Origin of the sequence: Sphingobacterium alkalisoli (assembly GCF_005049105.1) — a bacterium.
In the GTDB taxonomy this organism is placed as follows: domain Bacteria; phylum Bacteroidota; class Bacteroidia; order Sphingobacteriales; family Sphingobacteriaceae; genus Sphingobacterium; species Sphingobacterium alkalisoli.
In genome coordinates, this window is sequence record NZ_SUKA01000001.1 from 618,588 (window position 1) to 642,659 (window position 24,072).

The 24,072-nt window shown below is 44.4% G+C and carries 14 protein-coding genes; 1 reads left to right on the forward strand and 13 read right to left on the reverse strand.

Annotated elements, in window-relative coordinates:
• Positions 1-4: 4 nt before the first annotated feature.
• From FAZ19_RS02345 to FAZ19_RS02390, 10 genes are all read right to left on the reverse strand, one after another.
• Positions 5-1,690: a RagB/SusD family nutrient uptake outer membrane protein gene (locus tag FAZ19_RS02345; protein ID WP_136818989.1), complete on the reverse strand. Its 1,686-nt coding sequence runs from the start codon at positions 1,688-1,690 to the stop codon at positions 5-7.
• Positions 1,691-1,707: 17 nt separating this feature from the next.
• Positions 1,708-4,824 carry a SusC/RagA family TonB-linked outer membrane protein gene (locus FAZ19_RS02350; protein ID WP_229707292.1) on the reverse strand — a complete coding sequence of 1,039 codons (3,117 nt, stop codon included), beginning with the start codon at positions 4,822-4,824 and terminating at the stop codon, positions 1,708-1,710.
• Positions 4,825-4,854: 30 nt separating this feature from the next.
• Positions 4,855-5,856, reverse strand: coding sequence for a DUF4961 domain-containing protein (locus tag FAZ19_RS02355; RefSeq protein WP_229707288.1), 1,002 nt, complete (start codon positions 5,854-5,856; stop codon positions 4,855-4,857).
• Positions 5,857-5,861: 5 nt separating this feature from the next.
• On the reverse strand, positions 5,862-6,299 hold the full coding sequence (locus tag FAZ19_RS02360) for a DUF5004 domain-containing protein (RefSeq protein ID WP_136818992.1): 438 nt from the start codon (positions 6,297-6,299) through the stop codon (positions 5,862-5,864).
• An 18-nt stretch (positions 6,300-6,317) separates the two neighbouring features.
• Entirely contained in the window at positions 6,318-8,045 is a 1,728-nt protein-coding gene (locus tag FAZ19_RS02365; protein WP_136818993.1) for a RagB/SusD family nutrient uptake outer membrane protein, read from the reverse strand.
• A 108-nt stretch (positions 8,046-8,153) separates the two neighbouring features.
• Positions 8,154-10,430, reverse strand: coding sequence for a GH92 family glycosyl hydrolase (locus FAZ19_RS02370; RefSeq protein WP_136818994.1), 2,277 nt, complete (start codon positions 10,428-10,430; stop codon positions 8,154-8,156).
• A 6-nt stretch (positions 10,431-10,436) separates the two neighbouring features.
• Positions 10,437-12,776 (reverse strand): GH92 family glycosyl hydrolase, encoded by a 2,340-nt coding sequence (locus FAZ19_RS02375; RefSeq protein WP_136818995.1) that lies wholly within the window; start codon positions 12,774-12,776, stop codon positions 10,437-10,439.
• Positions 12,777-12,783: 7 nt separating this feature from the next.
• Positions 12,784-15,336 carry a glycoside hydrolase family 38 N-terminal domain-containing protein gene (locus FAZ19_RS02380; RefSeq protein WP_136818996.1) on the reverse strand — a complete coding sequence of 851 codons (2,553 nt, stop codon included), beginning with the start codon at positions 15,334-15,336 and terminating at the stop codon, positions 12,784-12,786.
• 16 nt (positions 15,337-15,352) lie between these two features.
• Positions 15,353-16,747 (reverse strand): SGNH/GDSL hydrolase family protein, encoded by a 1,395-nt coding sequence (locus FAZ19_RS02385; RefSeq protein ID WP_136818997.1) that lies wholly within the window; start codon positions 16,745-16,747, stop codon positions 15,353-15,355.
• Between the two features lie 382 nt (positions 16,748-17,129).
• Entirely contained in the window at positions 17,130-18,740 is a 1,611-nt protein-coding gene (locus FAZ19_RS02390; RefSeq protein WP_136818998.1) for a DUF6377 domain-containing protein, read from the reverse strand.
• A gap of 237 nt (positions 18,741-18,977) precedes the next feature.
• Between FAZ19_RS02390 and FAZ19_RS02395 the strand changes: the two genes are divergently transcribed.
• A complete protein-coding gene (locus tag FAZ19_RS02395) occupies positions 18,978-21,665 on the forward strand; it encodes a family 78 glycoside hydrolase catalytic domain (RefSeq protein WP_136818999.1) in 2,688 nt (895 codons plus the stop codon).
• Between the two features lie 523 nt (positions 21,666-22,188).
• On the opposite strand, the gene FAZ19_RS02400 is transcribed toward FAZ19_RS02395, so the two are convergent.
• The 3 genes from FAZ19_RS02400 to FAZ19_RS02410 all read right to left on the reverse strand — a co-directional run bounded on the left by FAZ19_RS02400 (position 22,189) and on the right by FAZ19_RS02410 (position 23,886).
• The gene (locus FAZ19_RS02400; RefSeq protein WP_136819000.1) at positions 22,189-22,812 is read right to left on the reverse strand and encodes a zeta toxin family protein; all 624 of its coding nucleotides are present in this window, start codon (positions 22,810-22,812) and stop codon (positions 22,189-22,191) included.
• Complete coding sequence (locus FAZ19_RS02405) at positions 22,812-23,069, reverse strand: hypothetical protein (protein ID WP_136819001.1); 258 nt, start codon at positions 23,067-23,069, stop codon at positions 22,812-22,814. Before FAZ19_RS02405 ends, FAZ19_RS02400 begins: the two co-directional genes overlap by 1 nt.
• Before the next feature lie 559 nt (positions 23,070-23,628).
• Positions 23,629-23,886, reverse strand: coding sequence for a type II toxin-antitoxin system ParD family antitoxin (locus FAZ19_RS02410; protein WP_136819002.1), 258 nt, complete (start codon positions 23,884-23,886; stop codon positions 23,629-23,631).
• Positions 23,887-24,072: the final 186 nt, after the last annotated feature.

Here is a 24,072-nt window from a genome sequence, read left to right on the forward strand (position 1 = left end):
TTGCTTACCATTCCGGATTCTGTACCATGCTCGGATTTTTGATCACCTCACTGAATGGGATGGGAGCCAGATACATCCGTTTTTCGAAATTCATTTTATAAACAGGTGTTTCCTGGCGGATCGTACCCGTACCCGTTTGGTAAATAATTGCGGCATGCAGTTCTTTATTGAATTCTTGTTCGGCCAGTTTCCATCGCCTCACATCATAAAAGCGGTGCTCTTCAAAGGCGAGCTCTTTGCGGCGTTCATTTTGGATGATCCCGCGCATCTGATCTTTATCCAGTCCTGCCGGAAGCGCGAAGGGTACAAGTCCCGCGCGCCGCCGGATGCGCTCTACGGCCTGGTATACCGCTTGATCTGGATCGGCTAGATGCTCATTACGTGCTTCCGCAAAATTTAAGAGGATTTCGGCATAGCGAAAAATGATATGGTCATGGTTTACGTTACTATAGTTGGTAGCCGATTCAAAGTTTCCCATAAATTTTCGTAAATAATAACCCGTTTTCGTTTGCTGCCTTGTTCCACCCGGTTTGTCTGCTCCTCCTTCAAAGGTCTGCACCGGCCGGCTCAGCCACATAGCGCCAGAATAGAAAATTGTCCCATAAAATCGTTGATCTCTTCCCGCATAGGGATCGTTTTCATCATATCCCGAATTGGGATCCGTGATCGGTAATCCATTTTCCATACCGAAAGCATTCACCAATTCCTGTGTTGGGCTAGTTCGCCCGTTGTTGACTCCCGCAGCATATCCGATAGGACCATTGTTATTTTCTATACTGGTATTATTATCGCCTTGTTTCGAGAATATCCGTTCATTGTTCCGGGTGATGAAGACATTTTTGAACTCCGGTTCGAGCGTAAACAATTCCAGATCCATAATCGCCTTTGCTGCTTCCGCTGCAAGCTGCCATCTAGCTATCGCAAAGTCCGTATAACCCGTCAATGGATTTTGAGGATCGATGTTGTTCCCGTTAAACAAGGGGCTCGCTGCATACAGCAGTACCCGGGATTTTAGCGCCATTGCCGCTGTTTTCGTGGGCCGTCCGTAGAACGTAAGATTAAAAGGATCTACCCGCAGGCTATCTTTTACCAGATCACATTCCTTTACGATAAAATCTATACATTCCTGGAAACTTTGTCGAGGTAAGTTTATGTCGTCATTCAATTGGTACACCTTGTCGCCCAATAATGGTACTCCGCCGTGGCGTCTTACCAACTCGAAATACAATAGCGCCCGGATAAAGCGAGCTTCCGCTTTCCATACACGGTTGAATGGGGTACCATTCTCCAATTTGCCTTTTAACGGAACCTTGTCGATATTCTGGATAAAAATACTTGTTCTGCGAATCCCTTGGTATCCGTTAGTCCAGAAGTTATCCGGGTAACTATCCGCCGTGTATGTACCTAGCGCCAATTGTTGCACCGACGTATTTGTAGGGTTAGAAGATACCGCATCATCGGTAGCGGCGTCCAGAAAGTCTCCACCCACCCTGTTTCCTGTATTGGGCAGAAACCGATAGCAGTCTGCTAAAAACCTTTCCGCATTTGCGCCCGCAGAATCTCTTGGGTTGAATATCTCTTCGAGTGTCTGCAGTTCAATAGGTTCCGTCTCTAAGTCACTTTTACAGGAGTACATGGAGACGGTAAGACCGATAAGGGCAACAACCCCTGTTAGATTTATATACTTCATATTGTATGTGTCTAAGGTTATAATTTGATATTCACACCAAAGCTGATCACCCGTTGAATAGGATAAGCTGTATTACTATAGATTTCCGGATCCAGCCTATCATACGGTGTGGTGGTAAACAGATTTTGTGCGTTTGCGAAAACACGCAATGCCGAAACGTTGATTCTTTTGCTTAATGCAAATGGAAACGTATAGCCAACATCCACATTGCGAACGCGCAAATAAGCCCCCGAACGTGTCCAATAGCTGGAGTTGTTCAAATACGGCGTGTTTGTCGGATCCAGACCAATGGTTAGACGAGGGTACGTAGCTGTGGCGCCCGTTTCTGGAGTCCATCTGCCTAGCATGTAGCTATATCCCTGTTTATCGCCATCACTACCAAAAGAATAATCCGTCTGTTGATAAGTTCGGTTTGTCACTCCCTGAAGCAATATACTACAGTCGAATCCGGCGACATTAAAACCTAGTGTTGTCCCAAAATAAAGAATAGGCTCTGTGTTTCCGATCGCCGTCTGATCATATATGTTAATCGCACCATCGCCGTTGAGGTCGATCAATTTGACGTCTCCTGGATATACTACATTCCCAGCCAACTTTGGTGCCGCATCCGCCTCTTCCTGTGTTTGTATCAAACCATCCGCTTGATAGCCAAATGTTTGTCCTATCGGCATACCTGTACGGTGGTTCCAAGGGTATTGCTGGTAAATTTCATTCATGTAAAGCACTTCCGTGCGCATACGTGAAACATTCGCCGCTATAAAATAGTTGAAGCCGCCAACCCGATTCTGATAGGTCACTTCCAGTTCTTGCCCTTCATACAGATTTTTGCCAATATTCTCATTTGGATAGCCTATGCCGATCAGCTCGATCGTCGACCCACGTTGTTGTAACAGATCGGAGTAGCTGTCGCGAAAATAAGCCGCATTCAATTTGAACATAGACTTCCATAGGGAAATATCCAATCCTACATTAAGTTTGCTTCCCTTTTCCCAGGTTGCATCCACATTTGCCAAGCCCTTTTCGACCATGCTGTTCACATAACTGTATTCCGAGCCAAACCTATAGCCGTCGCTACCCCCCTGGCCATACGAAGTGCGCCAGCTGTAATACCCCAATGCGCCTTCATTGGTGTTGCCCGTGTGTCCGTAAGTAGCCTTTAACTTCAACTGGTCCAACCACTCAGACTGATCTGCCAGGAAAGACTCCCGTGCCATGTCCCAACCAAGACCTGCGGCATAAAACAGCCCAAATCGATTTCCAGGTTGAAAGCGATTGAAACCCGAGTAATTCAGTGCCAATTCAGCAAAGTATTTATTGTCGTATGCGTAACTACCGGTCGCGGCAATATTCGTATAGATCGATGGTAGGTCGAACTGGTAGTTCGATGTTTGTTGATCCACGAAGATTTTTCCGCCAATCTGGTGTACACCACCGATGTGTGTATCGTAACCAAGCGCGCCCTGGAAATAGAAAAAGTTAGCAGTTGATGTTGTGGAGAATGCGTTAGGTTGGTCGGCAATGTCACCAAAACGAACGTAAGTCAGGTCGCCTTGTTCATTATTACGTACGTCGAAAACGGGCTGCCTGCGGTTTCGGTCCACCAAGCTAGACGAGGTAGAAGAAACATTCACTTTCCCTTGCGCATATAAACCAGGCAACCAACTGTCAAATTTATATTTTAGATCAAGGTTTGCCAAAATATCCCGTGTGTTGTCCAGTAGATAGCCCGAACCAGTCGCCTGCTGGTAAAGGTTTGTCCTGAATACCGAGGAACCTCCGTAAGACCCATCAGGATTAAACATGGGGTAGGCATTGTTGGGTGTAGAGAAGAGTCCGTTTAAGATATTCTGGGTTCCCGCACCTGGCTGTCTTCCATTTTGAATTCGTCCAAAAAGTTGCAATCCTATGGTGAAATCACTGGTTACGTCCACATCGATTGTACTATTAATAAGATAGCGCTGCTGATCCAGATTGGTATCGTAATCAAACTCGTCAGACGATTGAAACATACCTTCTTGGCGCAAATAACTTAGAGAAAGTGCATACCGTGCATTTTTTATCCCTCCGTTGACACCCAGATTATACTTTGATATCGGGTTGTTTTCTTTCAAAATAGCGTCATACCAGTTTACGTTCGGGTATATATAAGGCGAACTTCCGGTTTTGAAGGCCTCGTAATCATCCTGAGAATATACCGGTTGACGGCCTGTGTTTAATAGTGCTTCATTATATAAGTACGCATATTGATGCGCACTCAATGGTTCTGGACGCTTCAATGCATGTTGTACTCCCGTTTGGGCGGAAAATGAGACACGTGGAGCTCCCTCCTTACCACGCTTGGTTGTAATCTGGAGCACACCTCTGGAGCTTCGCTGCCCAAGTAGGATAGAAGACAGCGCATCTTTTGCTACCGTGATAGACTCGATACTTTCGGGATCGATGGAGTAGATTTCCCGCTGCACCCCGTCGATAATAGTAATCGGATTTTGGCCACGTAATTGAAAGGAAATCTCACTATTATCGTTTAGGTTGGAGCTATATCGGGTAGCTTCACTAGGTAGAGAACCCGCCAAATCCACATAGGAAATCGGTGCAGTTCGAGCTGATCTAAAACCACTGATCTCCTGTGTATAAAACCCCGGGAGCCTTCCCGTTAAGGCATTGAGGTATAACGGTGTGGGTGTACTCTTTAACTGGTTGTTATTTACCGTAGACACCGCACCCAAAAGGCTCCTTTTATCCCTTCTTTCGTAAAGCACCTCAATTGTATCGGTTGTTACCAAATAGTTGGCAACTAGTGCTACGGTAGGGGTTGACCCTCGCTTCACCGTTTTCGGGTAATATCCCGGATGTTGCACAAGAATATCCGAGTCTGTTGCAGAAGGGGGTATACGGGCTTCCCCAAACTCATCCGTAGTGGCAAGTAATTCCCGTTGGGGAGTGTATATTTTAGCTCCTATGAGCGGCTTTCCGTAATCATCGACCACCTTGATCGGATCGTTTTTTTGAATTGCGTAACGCAAAGCAACGCCGTCCGTCTCTGTAACCGAACCTGCATAGCCCAAGTATGTTCCTGAGTAAAGCAGTAGTAGTCCTAGCGTACTTAATTTTATATAATGATATAGCATATTCATAATTTTGATGTGTATTCGATCTCACTGAGGCTATTCGCAACGAAATGTATACGTGAAAGGTTCATCTGTATTTCCATATCCAACCTTTTTTGTACCGGTGGCATCCGTATAAAAATATTCAAGTTTGGCAATTCGTGATTCTTTCTGAATATTGAAATAACCACGGGGCCATAGATCGAGAATGAATTTCTTACCTCCCACGTCTGTGAGCTTCGTTTTATCATCCCGCGTAGTTATTTCATCGAGGAGCTGTCCGGTTTCATCAAATGCCTTTGCACTTAAATATATCTCGTCCATATCATCCAAATCGGTGTTTGTTACTCCTGCATCAAACGTTAAGGTGACGATGTCGTTATCTAGGCTTTTTACGGGCTGTACGGTGCCCAATTGGGGGTTAACGAAATCAATCAGGTCGCCCTCTCCCTCGATGATTTCCAATGGATTGGAAAAGGTGTATTTTTTATAATCGGTATCTTCCGGTCTTAGGTTCTCGATCGAGGATCCCACATAGAAGCCCAAGCTAGCCAACATATTTTCAGGTCCTACACGGCATTCTACCTTGACATCGAAACTCAGATCAGCAGTTTGATGTTCATTGTTAACAAAGGTGAAAGACTGTGTGCTTCTATAGATGATCCATTCGAAGTCGTCTATAAGGTTTGGTCCGATTCCGAACATCTTTTTGGCGGCTTCGTGCCAGCTCAGTCCCGAAACCGGTTCTGTTTCTGCGTCGGGTATCATGCGTAAGGTTCCATTTCCCTTCGAACTTGTATAGGTTAGTACCGCATTTTTTCGGGCATTCCAGCTCTTTGGCACCATGATTCCCGCCAGCAATTGGGTAGTATATGTATTTGGCTCTTCGATCTGGGGTTCGGCACCGGAGTGCATATAAAAAGTAGCAATTTCATTTGCCTTGGCTTGTGTCGGTACCGTTACGGTCAATGCTGTGAGACCACAGTGCACCAGGAATAAGGTCATACCTAGTCCAATCAGGAGATATAGGTAGGTCAATTTTTGAAATGGTCGCTTCATAATTTTTAATTTTGTCGTTCAAAATCGAATTGGTACGTATTGCTGGAACATCCCAGGCTGAAGGTGAGGCTTAATTGGCGCTTACCTTTCACAACCGGAAATTGGAATTTTACGGGGACTTCAGTGGTTTCCCCTTCGGGCTGCAGTATTAGGCTGAAGGGGAATTGTGGATCACTCAGCGTATAGTTCCCAGCGTCGTTCACGACAAAAGGTAATTGCTCCGACAGGCTATAGGTCCCATCTGTTTTAAAACTGATCTGAAAATCATTAAGATCCAGTCGTTTGCTGAGGTCTTCTCCATTACGTGTAAGCTTCAGTACCTTCCAGTTACCTGTTACATCTTTCGCTGTCTCGTCGGTTACTATGTTCGACATTTCCTCTTCGCAGGAAGAAAGGGTGATCAGTGAAAGCACTGTAAACACCCAATGTGATAATCGTTTCATGTGCATCGTTATTTTCTTTTAATATCCTGGATTCTGTAATAATTCTACCGATTTAGCCACTTCAGACTGCGGTATAGGCCATAAGTACATACGGTTGTTGAATACACGCTTTCTAACATTTATGGTATTGTATGCCGTACCTGCTGAAGTGCGGACAGGCTCTGTGCCGTGTAACTGACTGTTTTCCACGACCTCGGCAATTTTCCAGCGGCGCACATCAAAGAACCGATGTCCTTCAAAGGCCAGCTCTTTCTGGCGCTCATTACGGATGATGTCCCGCATTTCCGCCTTCGATAAGTCCGTAGGCAAGACAAAAGGAGATAGTCCCGCTCGTTCCCGAATGGATTCTACGGCATCGTATATTTCATCATCGGGCGAGGCCAGTCTTTCATTACGCGCTTCCGCATAATTCAACAGGATTTCCGCATAACGTATAATAGGCATACAACGTGGTGTTTCCGTACTAAACCAGTCTGCCCCTACCTCTCGGTGAACCATCTTATACGTGTAGTAGCCCGTGGGGGTACCCTTATAAATCGCATCCTGACCAGAGGTGATATTACTTGGGTTCGTTTTGTCAATATAAATATTGACCGGCCGTCTCGCCAACCCATCTCTATGAAACACCAGGGACTGATCTCGGGTCACGGTATTTGCCAAACGAGGATCCCGGTCTTTATAGGGCTGCGCAGGATCATAGCCCGATTGTGGATCGTCGATGGGTAGCCCGTTCTTCATGCCAAAGGCGTTGACTGTCTCCAGATAAGGATATGCACCCGGACTGCCCAGTCCAAAGGTGGGCGGATGCCAGATGCCTTCCAAATCCCTGTTGGCATCCTGCATTCTTGCCAATAGGTATTCTGAGTTTTTTCGCAATTGAAACACCCGATAAAATCCATATCCTGGCTCCGTGTTATTGTCCACATGTAAAGCATATTGACCTGATTCCATAATTTGGGCGGCAGCATCTTCAGCTCGTTTCCACCGTGTTTGATCGGCATTCGGGTAGCCTACGATAGCCTGCAAGGGCCCAGCCGTCACGAACCCCTCACCGTTAAACAGGGGACTCGCCGCATAAAGGAGCACCCGCGATTTTAAACCGTAACAGGCGGCTTTATTAATCCGTCCGTAATTTTCTCCTTCCTGTATCCACGGAAGATCTTCCGCTGCCGCGTCGCACTCCGAGACGATGTAGTTTACACAATCTTCGTAGGTGTCGCGTGCAAAAGGAATCTGATCGCTTGCCCGGTACACGCTATCACCCATTAAGGGAACACCGCCATAATGTTCTAACAGGATAAAGTAATAGTATGCCCTTAAAAAACGTGATTCTGCTTTTACCCTTACCTTTATATCGTCCCCGAACTTCGCTTGAGGCAGATTTTTCAGCATGATATTGACCCGTCGGATATTGGTGTAGCTATTTGCCCAGGCATCACGGGTAATCAAATTTGAATTCACGGTGCCCGTAGCAAACTGAATAAACGTATTGATGCTGCCCAGCCCTGCACCTTCGGCTTCGTCTGTACTCGCATCCAATCCCCCTCCTCCAAATCGTCTTGGCCAGGTCGCGAAACCAATATCGGCGTATATGCTCGACAGAAAGTTGATCGTATAGACACTATCGGAAAACACGACCTGCTCGTTCAAATCGGTGGATTGTGTCTGATCCAAAAAACCCTGTTTGTTGCAGGACGCGAATACGAGCGTAGCAAATGCTACGTGAAGTAAATACCTCTTTTTCATAACTTGATCTATAACAATGATATTACAATGGTTTATAATGACTATGTGTTGCTGCTCAAGCTATTAGCTTTCGACAGCATTGGTTTTTAAATTATGTTGGCATGCTTCTTAATTTAGTTTACTCAACGAAAATGGTCTTGCCTCTTTAGAGACCCCCCGATTCATCTTCGGCGTTTCGCCCATAACGAATTTCAGTTCTCCTCCGTTCATGATATCTTCATATTTAATAAAGTTCTTATCGTAAAGCTTTCCATTCAAATGCGCCGACTGGATATAGACATTTTCCGCACTATTGTTTGTCGCCTGGATAACAAAACGTTTCCCATTTTCCAAGGTAATGGTCGCTTTCTCGAACAGGGGGCTTCCGATCACATACTCGTCTGTCCCCGGGCAAACACTGTAGATTCCCAAAGCGCTAAGCACGTACCAGGAGGACATCTGACCTTGATCTTCGTCGCCCGGATAGCCCCTTTCGGTTGCATTGTATAAATTTGACATAACCAGGCGAACTTGCTTTTGCGATTTCCAGGGTTGTCCGCTATAATTATAGAGGTACGCGACGTGTTGTGTAGGTTGGTTTCCATGGGCATATTGGCCCATTTTTGCCAACAGCATCTCCCGCATTTCATGGATCTCCTGTTTATAGCTACCGTATTTAATCGTCTGCTCCATTGTAAAGAAGGAATCCAATTTTGTATTAAAACTTTCCTCGCCTCCAATGAGATCGATCAGTCCATTAATATCATGTAGAACAGACCAGGTATATTGCCAGGCGTTGGCTTCAGTAAAAGGGCCACCCCACTCCACGGGATCGAAGTCGGGAAGCCAGTTGCCATCGGCCAATCGTCCCCTTACAAAATTGACATTCTGATCGAATACGTTTTTATAGTTATACATTTGTCGGGCAAACACATTTTCATAGAATGTATTACCCGTTAATTTGGCCAATTGATACGCGCAAAAATCATCATATGCGTATTCAAGTGTCTTGGCTGTGCTCTCATGTATGTCGCCATACGGAATGTACCCCTTGGTGAAATAGTCTTCCCAGCCTTCTCTTCCATTAGATCCTCCCCAGAAACCCTTATTTGTCGCTTCATGATAGTAAGCAGTTAGTGCGCTATCCGCATCGAAAGTACGGATACCTTTTACCCAGGCATCGGTTAATAGGGAGATGGCATGGTTTCCGATCATTACGCCAGACATGCCTGGGTTAGACCAGGTAGGGAAGAAGCCTGCTTGCCGCTGCGCGCCCAACAAAGATTGCATGTATCTGCCTTGCATCTCCTCATGCAAGATGTTGCTCAAGGGAAATTGCGCACGGAACGTATCCCAAAATCCATTATCGGTATACATGTAACCATCATGTACCGCTCCGTCGTAGGGGCTATAGTAGTAGGGCTTACCTGTTGCATCGATCTCATAGAATTTGCGCGAGAAGAGGTTTGCGCGGAACAAACAAGAATAAAAGGTCGCTTTCTCTTCTTCTGTCCCCCCCTCTACGACGACACGGTTTAGCAACTTGTTCCAGATCGCAAACGCCTTGTTCTGGGTGACTTCAAAATCTTTGTTGCCTGTTAGTTCCTGTTCCAGATTTAATTCCGCCTGTGCGGGACTGATGTACGAGGAGGCCAGCTTGACCTCTACCTTCGCGCCGGACTTAAATTCCAGATAAGCACCTATGCCTTTACCTGCATCATACGTATTGCCCGCCCTTATTTCTCCATTTGTATTTTGCCAGGTACCATGAGCCTTAAAATCCTGGTTGAAAACTAAAACAAAATAATTTCTAAAATTTTCGGGAACAAAACGGCCATTGTTTACATATCCAATAATTTTACGTTCATGGGGAATGATCTTTATTTCGCTATCTTTCAAAAATCCGTCTACTATTAAATGCGCTTTCTCCTTTTTCGGAAAGCTAAACCGCATATGTCCCCCGCGCTCGACCGGACTGATTTCTGCCTTTATACCGTTATCAAATTTTACGGCGTAATAATTCGGTTTCGCTATTTCGTTGCTATGATGAAATGGCAATGCCCTTGCCTCTTCGTCAACGATCAGGTTTCCGACACCCGGCATCAGGGAAAACACAGCGTAGTCGTTCATCCATGGACTACATTGGTGCACTTGTTGAAGGCCCCTAATTGTATTGTCCTGATACCGATATTTCCAACCATCTCCGTTTTTTCCGGTCTGCGCCGAAAAGAAATGTACTCCGAATGGCAAACCGACTGTAGGGTAGGTGTTTCCATAGGATAGTGCCCATTCTGAATCCGTGCCCTGTAAGGTGTTCACATACTTTACCAAATCACTCTCCTGCGAATAACCGCAACCTATACCCAGTAAGGCACCCGTTATCCAAATTAAAAATTTCGTATTCATCCTGTGCTATATTTTCTTTTGGACTCCCCACTCTGGATTAGGCTCCTTGCCCATAAACAGTTCGAGTTTTCCGCCGGAAACCATTTCCTGAAAATCTAAATAACATTTATCGTGTGGTTTTCCATTTAGCAATGCTTTTTGTATGTATATATTTTCGGCTGTGTTGTTGTGCGCCTTGATGGTAAAAGGTTTTCCCGAAAAATACTTTGGATCGGTTTTGAACGTTACTTCGTCGAAAAGCGGGCTTGTTATTTCATAGCGCGTACTTCCAGGGCATGAGGGATGTATTCCCGCAGCAGCCAGCACATACCAAGCCGACATTTGTCCCACATCTTCATTGCCGACAATACCTTCTACCGAGTTCTTGTAGGCCGTTTCGCAGATATGGCGCGTCCATTTTTGGGTCATCCATGCCGCGTCGAGATGATTAAAAAGAAAGGGAACCAGATGTACAGGTTCATTCGCATGGTTATAATAATCGTTCCAGCGCATATGCTCCGGAGTCTTTTCGAAAAAATTCGTCAAGTCTGCAAGAGTCTTGTCGCGGCCGCCCATGAGCGCGATCATTCCCGGAATATCATGCGGTACAAACCACCCCTGTTGGTATGGATTTGATTCAATAGCGCCGTACCATTCTTTCGTTCTCCCTTGCTCAGGCCAAGCTTCCCACGAGCCATCATTCGTTCTTGGACGAAACCACCCTTTTTCCTGGTCGAAAATATGGTGATACGCCTGTCCCTTCTGACGGAAAAGCGCGGCCTCCTGTTTCTTTCCGAGACCTTCTGCCAACTGTGCAATACACCAGTCCGTGTAGGCGTACTCTAGGGTGTTGGAAATACTAAATGGTGGCCCTGTGTATCCCAGCTTGTCGTTGCCAAATTTCTTGGAGGTCTGTACAGCATACTGATATGCCTTTTCCAGATCATAGTCGCGGATACCTTTCACATACGCATCTGCAAGTACCGATAGGGCAGGGTTGCCAATCATGCATCCTGAGTAAGCATTCAGTAGTTCCCAACGTTCGTAGTACCCTTTTCCAGACTCGTCGGCAAGCGTAATCAGGGAATTTAGCTGATCACTCACTAACCTTGGATTTATAATCGTCTGTAAGGGAAACTGACTTCGGAAAACATCCCAACCGCTGAATATCGTTCGTTTTGTAAATCCTGTACTCTTATGTATTTGCTTATCTCCACCGATATAACGTCCATCTACATCCGTGAAGGAGCGGGGGTCGATCATGGTATGGTAGAGGGCCGTATAAAAAATAGTCTTTTGCTCTTCGGTACCGCCCTGTATCTTAATCCGGCTCAACTCCTGATTCCACAAAGAGGTAGCTTCCGCTTTGACGGCATCAAATTCCTTACCTGCTAATTCCCTTTTAAAGTTCTTTTCTGCTCCTTCCATATCCACGAACGAAATACCGACCTGTAATGTAACCACTTCATCAGTTTGCGTTTCAAATTCAGAGAAGAATCCCAGATGCTTGCCTTCCAATTGGGTTTGGCCAACAATTATATCTGCCTCGTCCACTTTTTTTAAATAGGGGATAGCTACCACATCGTCTCGCTTCCGACTCCAGTCTGCTTTAATATCCGCACTCCAGAAGCCGTAGTTGTCCAGCGGCTTGCTAAAACGAGCATAAAAATATACGGTGTAATCGGCATTACCTTCGCCATCTCCCCAGCCACCCCCTTCAGGTGTACACCGCATCCATCCCTGGATCGAATGGCTATCTGCTTTGCGTACATACTGTTTGGTCGATGTACCCCCGACACGGCGCGCCAAATCAATTTGTATCCGCGATTCTTTGTTTTGGGGAAAGGTGAAGCGGATCATGCCGCTGTGTGGAGCAGCCGTAGTCTCGACTTTTATATTGTAATCACTCAAATTTACCGCATAATAGCCCGCTTGTGCAATTTCCGTCTCTTTGCTGTAATGCGAGCGATAGCCGGCAATATTGCCGTCTTCTTTTCCGGCCACTGTTTTCAACTTTCCTGTAGTCGGCATCACCAGAAAATTCCCCAGATCTCCAAACCAGCCTACACCACTCATTTGCGTAAAAGCAAAGCCTTCGATCGTTTGATGCTCATCGCTATAACCTGAGCCATTGTCGCCACCTGTAATGGTATTTGGACTGACCTGTACCATGCCATAGGGTGTTGTGGCTCCCGGGAAGGTCTTACCTAATCCATGGTACACCCCGGCGGCCCCCACGCTGGTGCTCGCTCCTATAAATGGGTTGACATACTGTGCGGGTAAGAACTCAGGCTCTTTTGGATTAGAGCAGCAGCTTAACCAAAACCCAAAAAAGACCAGGATACAGGATGTGATTTTTTGTGTCATTATGTTATTAATTATCTGTTTTTTGTATGGAAAGTGTTTTTATTCCGAAGCGCGGCATAGTAATATCCACCATAGAGCGATCCCCGTGCTGTTCGAAAGGCACCTGCTGTACTATTTGTTCATTTAATAAGACTTCTTGAATGCGTGATACGGGAAACTGCAATGTTATCCGTTGCGGTTTGTGATTGCCGGTGGAATTGAACAGACGAAGCAAGATGTTTTCGCCTTCTACTTGCATTGTGCTTATTTCAAAGCCTGATGCATGCGTATCGACAAATGTTCTGTCTTTCAACGCCACCTTGGTGTGATACCCCGCTAGCAGAGGTTCGTTCCAAGAGGCGCTTTCGAGAGGGATATTGGCCTCATCCCATTTCCCGGTGTGCGGTACCAGCGCAAATTTCATATGCAACGCCTCCGTTATACCATAATTTACACCCCACAGTCCGATACCCGAATATTGCGCAGTAAGGCTTAATGGGTATTCGGGGGCACAAACGTACGAGGTTGTATGATCAGATAATACCGTCAATCCATATTCATTATCTTCCTCCGTTAAGTCAATCCAGTTCAGGATAACGTTATGCTTTATTTCATCCCACTTTCCGAAGAATGTATTTTCCAGTCTACTTTCACATACGTCGAACGGTGCATTCTTGTAAAGTGTGGGGGAGGTCAAACTATTGGGAAACATGATTTTTAACTTATACCGATCATCGGTATACGCTCTTCTGTTATCGGTCCAGTTGTGTTCCTGTTTGTACTCTCCGATCCCCACATTATCTTCCCAATCGATTTTCAAGTCAAAGTCTATACGCTTTTGCCCCGCTTCAAGCGTTATTATTTGCGTAAAAGGATGTGAAGCGATGGTGCCCTCCACTTTTACCTGCTTCAGAAAATCGTTGTCTTGGAGTACCGTAAAACGTGCCTCCTGTTGTTTTGATGAATAGAGCTGTTGTTCATCATAAAAGTGGCCCGCTATTTCACCCAGGCGGTATGTGGTGTCCAGGTTTGCAAATTCTTTGTTTTTGGCGTGTCTAAGGACAAGACTTTTAATTGTTCCCCCCTTAGACCGGTCAAGTGTAAACTGATACCGATCATTTTCTATGATACAATCCCCCTGTGCACTGAATCTTATGCCCTGGCGCTTGTTATCGCGTTGTTTTTCTGTCCGTAAGGCATATGTCGAATAACCAAATCCGGAAACCGCTGGCCTAAATGTGAGAAACAAGCCTTCATCTTCCTGCAGCAATACACTAGGAACGGGTTCATTCTTACTATTGAACAGACCGACTGACATGGTGCTGTACTGCTGTGGTATTTCCACCCGCACGACCTCCGCTCTATTTGTACCAACGGTGTTAAAAACCCGAATATACCCCAGCTGATCCGTTCGGTGGTTCGTGTCATGATAACTTTCCATGGCCTCTGCTACGATGACGTCCGATAGCCTATTCGTATGGTCGGTCCATCGGTCTATAGCCTGTGCCCAGGTCTGCTCTTTATCCAATTTATTGTACGGCACAATCCAGGAATCGTGGTGCTGTGCCATCATAAGCGTGCGCCATGCGTCATCCATACGATCTTTTGCCGGAATGTATTGGTTGTCGATGTTTGCCATAGCACTTACTTTCTCCGTCATCACGATCTTATTTTCAGATTTGCGCACCGCTTGAGCGATCCGTTGCAGGGCCTGACTGCCCCACATCAGATTAACCAAAATGTCCTCTTGGGATAAATGCCAGTTGTCGTCCGTTTTTCCGGCAGAGATCTGTTCGATATATTCTTTCCATGTTACGTAGACAGATTTATTTTTGATATGGTCGCCGTGTCCGAGCCAGGGGCCATTGCGCCAACCTGCATCTTGGTAACACATTCCTACAGGATTCGTAATTCCTTGTGCAGTGCTCGCTTGCAAAAAAGACAAGGCATTGTTCCAGGCCGTTGTCTGCCAGGTGGAGTTCTTCTCCAATGCTTCACTGGTGTAGCGAGGTACCGTAAGTATTGATGAGCCGTCGGGACCGATCCAGTTTATTAGCTGTCCTCCGTGTGCCCTCATGTAGCCCCCCCAACAGGTATTCGGTGTCTTTAAAACCGCATACTTGAACCCAAACTGATTTAATATCTGGGGTAAGCTACTGGTAAAGCAAGGCTCCTCGACCGCGTAGGTTGTATAATTCACTTCAGGAAAATGTTCCTGCATTTTTTTGATGCCGTAGGAAAACTGTCGGATAATACTCTCTCCTGAAATGTTGTAACAGTATGGCTGCGCATAGGTCGGGTTTGTAAACTCAATTCGCTGATCCGTTACGATCCGTTTAAAACCACGGTACGCGTCGGGTGTATTACGTTGCACGCTATCCCATGTTTCGGGCTCTATTTCCAAGCCTAATTTCCACTCAGGATGCTTGGCGAGTTTGTCGAGCATAAACTGCGTCACCCACATGGGGTAATGTCCGTAGATGCCGCCGTGGTATCCGTCTACAAAGTAGGGTTGTTGCGGATAGGCTTTGGCAAACAGCAGCAGCGTGGTAAAAAGCGTAATACTTATAATTTTTATCATACTATTTTCGTGTCCGTTACTTTACGCGTACGAGACTAAGTGTTCTCTTTTTCGGTGTGTTTACATCTTTGATGGCATCCAGCAACAAGTCCATTTGCCCCCGCCATGCATTTCTAACTTCAGGAAACATCGCTTTTGCATATAGATCCCGCTTGGCCCTCAGCCATCCGTCCGTACTTACATGTTGATCGAGTACCTCGATTGCTTTTCGATTATTCGCATCGAGCAGACCGCGGGGCTGAAAGAAATTATACTGTACCCAGGCGTAATCTCTAAACTGCCGCTCGATCTCCCAACGCGCCTCATTTAGATGCATTACCCGTAGCGCCTGTTGGTACTGTGGCGTATTGGTGTGTGTTGCCAGGTTGATACCTTTGGCAAAGTCGGCGGCCGACCACACACCTATCACTTCGTCGTCTATCAATAATTTATGACGGCTTTGGAGTCCGGTAACAGTTAAAAGTTCTTGGTTCATCTCTTCTATGAAGGGAACGACTTTTATCGCATCAGACTGGCTCTTTTTGCTGCCCCATCCCCTAGGGATGGTATCTAGAGGGTAAGGTAGTGCATTCGCTTGGTAGTCAAAACTGATGCCTGTCGCATTTTTTTTGATGTCGGATAACGTACAGTTGGCAGACGAGATGATACGCTGTTTGGAAGCATCAATTGCTATTTCTGCTACTTTTTTTCCGGCAAACCCCTGTGCTTTCAGGAAGAGATAAGCCATCACCATATGCCCGTCGGTGTCGGGATGTACACGGTCATTTCCGCATATCGTGAAACTGGCGTCCGTTTTCTGAAACCTTCTATTGATATCGGTCATAGATTGGTTGAAATCAAAAAACTCCCATTTATTTTGGTTAGCCGACGCTCTTTGAAAATCAACAATACGCAACATTGCCTTATTCTTGTTTTTGAGCGGAGTATTGTCTGCAATGACCGCCTCTTCGTCGTACGGAGAGCTCCCCAATAATACTATTTTCGTATCCGGAAGACCTTGAAAACGCTTTTCCATCTGTTTGTAAGCCTCAAAAGATTCCTTGACTTTGCTGTCTGCAAATTTTTCAGGCTCCGGCCCGTTGTATTCGAGATAACCCGAATCATTCATACCAAAGGTGGTGATAAGTACTGTCGGCTGTTTGCTGAATACATCCCCGTCTAGACGCTTTAGCATTTCGATCACCCGATCACCTCCAATACCTGCATTCTGTATCAACAGGTTCATCTGTGGGTAGCGTGTCATATAGTACAGCCAGATATAGGCATGGTAATGCCCCCCGTCTGTAATACTGTTGCCCAGGAATACCACACGATCATCTTCTTTGAAGGGTGTGATCTGTTGTGCATAAGCACGTATCCCCGTGGATAGAAAAAGGGAAAATAAGCAAATTGTAGCTAGGGTTCTTTTCATTTGTAATTCGTTATCGTTTATTATCAGGTGTCGCGTAGATCCGTGCCTATTGATATAGCGTGCACGTGTCGTTCTACTATGCGATTCTTGTTAATGATCGTACGGAACATTGCTGCATATTGCAGCGAACATTTCATATCTGGTTTATAAATAATTTATAAAAGGATGCACGTTACACAGATTACAAACTTAAAATACGCTTCCGTATTTCGGGTCAGGGCCTCTGTACACTTTGCACAAACAAATGTATACAGCAAAACGCCCACCTGTAGCATCAAGTAGGCGTCTTAGTAAACGATTTTAATCTGTTTTAGTTGTAAGTTATTGTTTTATAGCTTTTTGATTGTCTTTGTGGGATTCGAGTTGGTAAATTAAATAGAACTTATTTGGCTTCAAAACCCCCTATTTTCTTCACTTTTTCATCAAAATTATCACTGTCGGCAAGTACTTTTCCCTTTACTTTGCTCTTGTAGTTATAAATGGTCTGTATAGAATAACGAAGAAAGATGGCAATTTGATTGACGTCGGTTATCCCCAAACGGATGAGCGCAAAAATACGTAGTTCGGTGTTTAGCTGGTCTTTCTTAAGTTGATACCGCTCTTCTTCTCGTAAAAGCGCGTTAAACTCGTCCACAAAGTTGGGATACACTTCAAAGAATGTGCTGTCGAAATGCTCATAAAGCTCTTGTGCATCTTTTTCGAGCGTCCGCGTAGAGGAAGTCAGCTTTTGTAGGTCATCAATCTGTCCTGCTTTGATTTTGCGATTCACTTGCTTTCGGTAATCATCTAGCTTATCGAGGTACACGGCGCATTGGTTAATATAATATCCAATGTATCTCTCGCGGATCAAGTTTGCTTCGTCTAATTTTTGATTTACGGAAATCAATTGGGTATTGATCTGTTTCAGGTTTTTTCGTGCTCTTGATACGATCTTCACCTGCTTATATAAAAAGTAAAGCGTAAAGATCAAGATAACCACAAAAATGCTTAACGTAAGCGCATACATCCGCAGATTCTTTTTCTGTTCTTCGATTTTGGCTAAATATGTTGCCTCTATAATAGGCTGGGTACGGGAGATCACTGCATTTCTAAACCGGGAGTTGTAAAAATTGGCATCTTCTAATGAGGCCTGTATGTAATTATACGCCCGATTTACATCCCCATTTTTATGCAGATGGATAGCTAACGTCAGTAAGGATTCATTTTCTTTGACGGCTAGTTTAACATCCGTAATCGCTGCTAAAAGGAGATATTTTACTTCGAGCTCCGTATTTTTAAGTTCACGGTGTATCATGGATAGCGCCATTGCCGACATACCATAGCTATGCGAGCCGGGCTTCTCCTGTTCGAACAGTACAGTCAGTATCTGAGCCGATTCCGCATATGCTCCATCTCCTTTCAATTGGAAGGACTTTTCTTTCAGATACATATCCGTATCCTTTCCAAGCATTTGCATCAAACTGTCCCGATATCGTCGGTTCTCTTTTATATAGATCTGTCCGTAAGTAGGATTGTCGGTGTATTTGAGTAGATTTTCATTATAGCGAATGTAATCCCAGCAATATAATGCCTTTAGGTGCTGTGGTAATTTGTGATAATCTATCACATCGAACACCTCCCGTGCCTGCGTAAATAGGCCTGATAGTGACAGTACAAATGCGAGTTTCAGCTTGCTCTCTACCAGATAAATCTCGTTCTGCAATACGTTGGCGATCGTTATATTTCGATCAATATAGGCCAGTGCAGAATCACATATAAATGACTGGTACTCCTCAATAATTTTAGTGTGCAGATGAAATCTATCTTCAAGTGAACTTTGCTTTGTCAGCATTTTTTTGATGTCGTCTATCTTTTGTTCCTTAAGCGATGTGTACAATTTACGATCAGCAATAGTCTGATCCAGCTCCTTCAATAAGGAGTCTATCTCCGTATCGGCGTACACAGCAAGGCAAGAAGATAATAGGCAGAGAATGGTTAATAAAATTCTTTTCACTTTCAACACGCGTATCTATAATTTTGGTCCTTTACCTACAAACCTACGAAATATACTTTTATTATCCGTTCTTTCCCACGATTTGCTCTTTACCAATTGTGTACTGGTTTTTGGTTATATTTATTTGATTATTAATATTTTAAAGTATTTTTAAAAAAGAAAGATTTACCAAAGGTCCCGCTCAGGGGTAAAAGCCGAATGTTCATCAATATATTTGCGTCATCCAATCTGTACACCATGATTATTTTATATCCGAGACGTCGATCGTATAGCATATGCTATATTCTTCTTTTCCTTATCCTTTGCCCGTTGATAGGTAACGCAAGCCCTTCTCGGATATCTGTATCCGGTCTACGTTGTGAAAATTTGATCCGGCCACATGCGATAGATAACTTACGACCGCACTTTAGTTGGAAGATAACTTATACAAATGGGCAGATGCAACAGGCTTATTATGAAATTCAAGTAGCGACCGATAGCATAAGTTTACATAAGCATGTCGTGGCAGATCTATGGAACTCCAGAAAGGTAAAATCAGACGCATCGGTGATGATACCTTATGGTGGAAAACCGCTTACCTCACGCAGCCTCTGCTACTGGCGTGTGCGTGTGTGGAATGCCAAAGGTGAGGTGTCGGACTGGAGCGATATTGAACGCTTTGGTGTGGGTATCATCGACAACGAAAGGATCCAGGGCGATTACATTGGACTCGCTGCGGTCCAAAGCCCTTTGCTCCGAAAAGGCTTTTTTCTCGATCAATTGAAGACCTCTTTTTTGCATATCAATTCACTGGGTTATTACGAGGTATATATCAACGGTATGAAGGTTGGCGATGATGTCCTGTCTCCGGCCGTTTCACACTTGGATAAGCGATCGCTCATCACCACCTACGATATAAGTGCCTACCTTCGTCAAGGCGATAATGAAATCGTACTATGGTTGGGAACAGGGTGGTATAAGCCAACAACCGGGTTTGATGTTAAATTTGACGGGGCACTCGTAAAAGCACAGCTGGATGTGCTCGAAAAAAATAAGCGTTGGACTACATTCCTCGCTACCGATGCTTCCTGGCAAGGATCAGCCAGCGGCTACAGCGATACAGGTACATGGCGAGCACTTCAATTTGGTGGCGAGCGGGTAGATGCGGGCCTCAATCCCGTTGATATGAAGAAGGGTACCTTAGACCGCAGATCATGGCAAGATGTGCAGGTTGTCGAAATACTACCACATATAGCTTCGCCTCAGATGACGGAACCTAATAAAATTCAGCAGACCTTTACTCCGAAAGCGATCAAGCAGCTCCGCGACAGCACCTGGCTCGTAGATATGGGTAAGGCGCTCAATGGCTGGTTTGAAATCGCATTAAGCGGTCTGGAGGACAAGCAGGAGGTCGTATTGGAATATAGTGACTTTCTCGATCAGGAGGGAAACTTCCTGGATCAAGGCCAGCAGGATATCTACATTGCTACCGGGCGGGATGCCGAAGTGTTTCGAAACCGGTTCAACCATCATGCTTTTCAGTATGTTCGGATTTCGAACCTACCTATAGCTCCCAAGGCCGAAGATATCAAAGCATATCTCATCCATACCGATTTTAAGACGACGTCATCCTTTTCATGTTCCGATCCCGATCTAAATGCGATACACGATATGATTCAGTATACGATGCGCTGTCTCAGCTTTAGCGGTTATATGGTAGACTGCCCGCATCTTGAACGGGCGGGCTATGGAGGAGATGGCATTTCGTCAACGAATACCTTACAGACCATGTACGATGTCTCACCACTTTATACCAATTGGCTACAGGCCTGGGCCGATTCCATGCGGGAAGGCGGAAGTCTGCCCCATGTGGCACCAAACCCCGGGGCTGGCGGCGGCGGTCCTTATTGGTGTAGCTTTATGATCATGGCCTCGTGGCGTACTTATGTTAATTATAATGACCCGCGCCTCATACAGCGTTATTATCCTCAGATGAAACAATGGCTTTCGTATGTTGACAAATATACCGTAGAGGGTCTCCTACAGCGATGGCCAGATACCAAATACCGGGACTGGTTTTTGGGGGACTGGCTTGCACCAATAGGTGTCGACTCCAGCAATCCGTCTTCCATTAGCCTGGTAAATAACTGCGCCGTGAGTGAATGTTTCGCCGCCATGGAGAAAATTGCGACAACATTGGGTGAGACCCAAGATGCCCAGATGTTTGCGGAGCGTAGGGGTCAGCTGAATGAACTCTTACATCACCGCTTTTTTGATGCAGTTGAAAATACCTACTCGACCGGATCGCAGCTTGATATGACTTACCCCATGTTGGTTGGTGTAACACCTGCTGACCGTGTTGAACAGGTTAAAGACAAACTCTACCGCACTACTGCCGAAAAGCATCAGAATCACATCGCCGTAGGACTTGTGGGTGTGCCGATATTGACGCAATGGGCGATAGAAAACAGGGCAGCGGATTTTATGTATACCATGCTAAAGCAGCGTGATTATCCGGGTTATTTACATATGATCGATCAGGGTGCCTCCACCACCTGGGAATACTGGAACGGAGAACGAAGCCGTATCCATAACTGTTATAACGGCATCGGCACCTGGTTTTATCAAGCATTAGGCGGTATACGTGTCGATGAAAAAAGACCGGGCTATCAGCACGTGCGCATCTCGCCGCAGATACCGAAAGGCATAACCTGGGTAAAATCGACTATAGATAGCCCTTACGGCCCCGTTGGCGTTGACTGGACATTGGAACAAGATATGCTCCGGATGCAAGTTGCGATACCAGTTGGTAGTAGCGCGACCGTTGTTGCGCCAGACAATATGCAACTTTCAAAAGTTAATGGCAAAGTACGTCACGGCCAATCCATTAAAATGGAAAATGGCATACACCATATCGAAATGACGTTGCATTCGGAAAATCATTAGCCTAATGAAGATTACTATCTGGCAAGACCGGACGTTCCCTCAACGCCATGGCTCCAGAAGTTGGTACATCTCGGGGCAATCAGGTCTACAAGACTGTCATTTAATTACACTTCAGCTTCTACCATGAGCACAGTGGTGGTGTACAAAGACCTTATCTGGCTGCTAGACTGGCAAACCATGAATCTATACATCTACAATCCCGCTATGCAAAAATGGAAAGCTCAGCCAATCGCTACTGGTATCTCAAGGGAATTCTCTGTTTCACTGCTGACAAATTGTATATCGCCAAAGCGGCAATGAACTCGACTATGGTAGAATATCACGAAGTAACTGTTGCTTATTAATAGTGGAGATTTTTTTTAACCATTTGCTGCTTGGAACATCAACAGCCTCATCCATGCAGGGCAGATATCTTTGCGTACAGCTAGGGCAGCTGGGCGAGTAAGCTAAAAAGCTTTACAAACGGAAGCAATTACAGCAGGAGCTTTCAGTATAACAGCTAAAGCCAAACCGTTTTTGGCTATTAAAGATTAATTAAGCGAGCTATATTTGGCATATAATTTATCAACCAGCTTGGCTGTTGCGAAATATCCAAGGCTTCGACCACTTTTCCATCCAAAATAAACACTAAATCCTTATGTTCAAGTTCAGAAGTGTCAATTACTTTTAACGTATTGAACAACTGGTATCGATCATTGACTTGATGTAAGTTACCAAAATAATTTTCTCTTAAGGTTAATGGATCAACATGGTGCCCTCCTTCTTTCGCTCTGATAAGAACACGGTCTGACGAGATGTCCTCACTATCCAGTCCAAAGAAAATTAAATGTACTGTATATCCCTCGTTTTTGAATTGATGTAAAATATTCCAGCTTTCATCTTTTGAAAAATGCCCCTCATATGCAAAGTCCAGCGACTGAGAAATGGCATTTTCCACTAGCGAGTAAAACGTAAGGTCTACAAATTCTGATGCTTGACTGTTTAGCTCTCTTTGTACACGTAATCCTGATTTCCATAATTCCGACCTTTTCTCTAAATAAAGTTTGTCTCCATCAAATACATCTTGAAGATTATCTGGAAAGTAGCTAGGTCCTACAGTGGATTTACCCGCTCCATTAGATCCGGTTATTACAAAAAGTTCGGGCATTAATAAAGATCGAAACGACGTCTAAACTGGACTGTTTCTGACTCATCTAAGATATGTATGGTCTCAAAATCATTGCCATTGCTAGACTGTTTTACAAGATGTATTTTGCCATTAGGGTATTCCATATAACACAGCTTGCTTTCCAAACCTTTTACATTAATCATGAAAGGTAATCCGCTGTTCAATCGGCTAGCTCTGAGTGCCTTTACAGCCATTGAGCCTCTTTTAACCTGCTCTCGAAGTGATAATACATTCATATTCCTGTAGTTTAGTGCCAAATTTAACTCAAATGCTTTGCATTCACAAACGTAGCCTACGGAGTTTATACATCGCTGACGGAAACGGATACCGGAATTGCAACTTTAAACGAATACTATTTTTAATGGCTTTCAGCAAACATATCTTCTAGCGCATTTTCGCATGATTCGAAAGAGCCAAGCTTGGTCGAAGGTATATATTTTGTTTAAAGCTATATTGTTGGCTGTTTATGAACACTTATTAAGATTCAATGATAAATAAAAAAATCACAAAAAACATGATTTTATAATCGATTTTCGGATTTCATAATTGTTTTTCATTAATTTGGTGTAATTAAAATTAATTTTTCGGCATGGTAAACAATAACTTTTCAACAAATGTAACTGTTTTCACGAGCGTTCCACTGCTGAAGAGGGGCATTTGGCCGGATCAGGCACTCCGTGGCGGGCGAAAAGGATGGAATTATGCAATAAGCGAAGTGTATGTTGTTCTGTAGACCAAGTTTCAAAAGTATAAAGCCAAATATTTTATAGATCATTTTGAGCTTCATTACTTATTTTATACATCATCATTTGCAATATGTTTTTGATGAAGTGTTTTCAATAAAGTATCTCTATCGAAGTTTTTCACAAAGCCAGATTTTTCTCCTTTTTTGAGTTCCTTAATAAGTTCTGTTTTCTTAGCTTCCTCGTGTTCAAACATCCTTAATGCAGCTCTTACAACCTCACTTGCAGATGAGAATTTTCCAGATTGAACCTGTTTGTTAATGAAGCTGTCAAAATAATCTCCTAATAATATTGAAGTGTTTTTTGCCATAATTTTAATCTTTAATCAAAAACACCAATTATTGGTATTTTATGCAAGCGCAATTACACTTTTAAAACGAAAACTAAAAGTTAAGACTTACGCGGACTAATATAGACTTGAAATTGTAAAATTACACCATATCGAAATGACCTTGCATTCGGAAAATCATTAGCCTAATGAAGATTACTATCTGGC